Below are 1521 nucleotides of genomic sequence, written 5' to 3' on the forward strand. Positions count from 1 at the left end.
AACTCCCCTTCGGGGCAATCTAGGCGGAGCCGCCTTTTGTCAGAAACAGACATGTTGGAAAATAGGGGGAATTAACCTCCTTGCGGCAACAGGGGGCTGGTGGGTGATTCCTCCAGCCTACCTACTACTGGCTTGGATTCGGATACTATCCTTTCCTCGTAAAGACACATTAGCCGTTTAAATTAACATAGATATTATCAGCATCAAAAGTAACTAAGTCTGGGTCAAACCCAAACGGGGCAACAGCCGAATTCACAAATACATTGATAATTTCAGGCAAGCTATTATGGATATCCTGAAAGTGAAAGCCTGCTGGCCATGGGTGCTGGTATTCGTAATGAGGGTGGTCAGCTTGAATAGACACATAAACAAGTTCAATCCTATTCTGGTGAAAATCTATGTCCCAGTCAGAAAAATCTAACTCTGAAGAAAAGGCATCAAAATCTTTCTCATCATGATAAGCCCAGTCGCTAGCCAGAACATCTTTCTGAGTTGTCCTTGCAAGCACGTTAGATAAATCATTACTATCCCAGTATTCAAATGCTACATTAACCGTATGCCCATCAAAAGACTGGGCTGCCAAGGCATGCGGCGACACCGCTATACCGGCAAGCAGCACAGACGAAACTAATATTTTTTTCAAGTTCATATTTATATCCTATAAGTAATTAAATGGCGCTTTAAAAAAAAGCGCCGTTTGATAAAACATTTACAACTAAGCTATGGTTTTACTTATTATCCATTTCATCCGTGGCCATTTGCTCAGCTTTCATTTCCTCTACCAAAGGACCTAGCTCTCCGAGGTCTATCATGATAGCAAGATGGATGTGATAAAGATAAAGACGTCCTTTTAAAGACCCAACATAAAAGCCAGTTCCCTCATAAAATCGTGCATAGTACCCGTTTACATACATAGAGTCCTGATGTGTAGGGAACAATTCTGGATATTTTGATTCTCTCCAGTCAAATAATTTATCAATAGTTGCATCATCAATAATTACCTTATCATTAGTTGGCTTATCAATAGTTTCCTTGGCAGCAAACTCAACTTTTAGAATCATTCGATTATCAAAGCCAGTGGGACTACTTGGGTTATGGCCATCGGGCAGAGGTCTGTTGTCGTGTGTGGCACCTGTCATGTCCTCATTAAGAACCATTGAGTCTCTTAAATTAACATAGATATTATCAGCATCAAAAGTAACTAATTCTGGGTGAAAACCATGAGGGGCAAAAGTATCATCCACAGTTACATTGATAATTTCAGGCAAGCTATTGTGCATATCATGAAAATGAAAGCCTTTTGACTTGAGGTACAGGTAACGATATTGCCCGTCTTCAGCTTCAATAGACGTATAAGTCAATTCAATCCTATTCTGGTTAAAATCTATGTCCCAGTCCATCAGTGTTCCCCTATTAGCTCTATCCAGGAACTAACCGAGCCATCAAAGCACACATCAGGTCGGCCAGAGGCTTTCCTGTGATAATTGCGTTTTGAACGGCTCGAATGGTATATGAGCTGAT

The 1521-nt window shown here is 40.8% G+C and carries 2 protein-coding genes; both read right to left on the reverse strand.

The window, feature by feature from the left end:
* Nucleotides 1-169 precede the first annotated feature (169 nt).
* Entirely contained in the window at nucleotides 170-649 is a 480-nt protein-coding gene (locus BTHERMOSOX_RS11165) for a hypothetical protein (protein ID WP_138121196.1), read from the reverse strand.
* Between the two features lie 79 nt (nucleotides 650-728).
* Nucleotides 729-1400 carry a hypothetical protein gene (locus BTHERMOSOX_RS11170; protein ID WP_138121197.1) on the reverse strand — a complete coding sequence of 224 codons (672 nt, stop codon included), beginning with the start codon at nucleotides 1398-1400 and terminating at the stop codon, nucleotides 729-731.
* Nucleotides 1401-1521: the final 121 nt, after the last annotated feature.

It is taken from the genome of Bathymodiolus heckerae thiotrophic gill symbiont (assembly GCF_900128515.1).
Lineage (GTDB): Bacteria > Pseudomonadota > Gammaproteobacteria > PS1 > Pseudothioglobaceae > Thioglobus_A.

Bases quoted from the DNA above. Each gene is read 5' to 3' on its own strand.
- BTHERMOSOX_RS11165 (WP_138121196.1), bottom strand. From the start codon at position 649: ATGAACTTGAAAAAAATATTAGTTTCGTCTGTGCTGCTTGCCGGTATA.
- BTHERMOSOX_RS11170 (WP_138121197.1), bottom strand. From the start codon at position 1,400: ATGGACTGGGACATAGATTTTAACCAGAATAGGATTGAATTGACTTAT.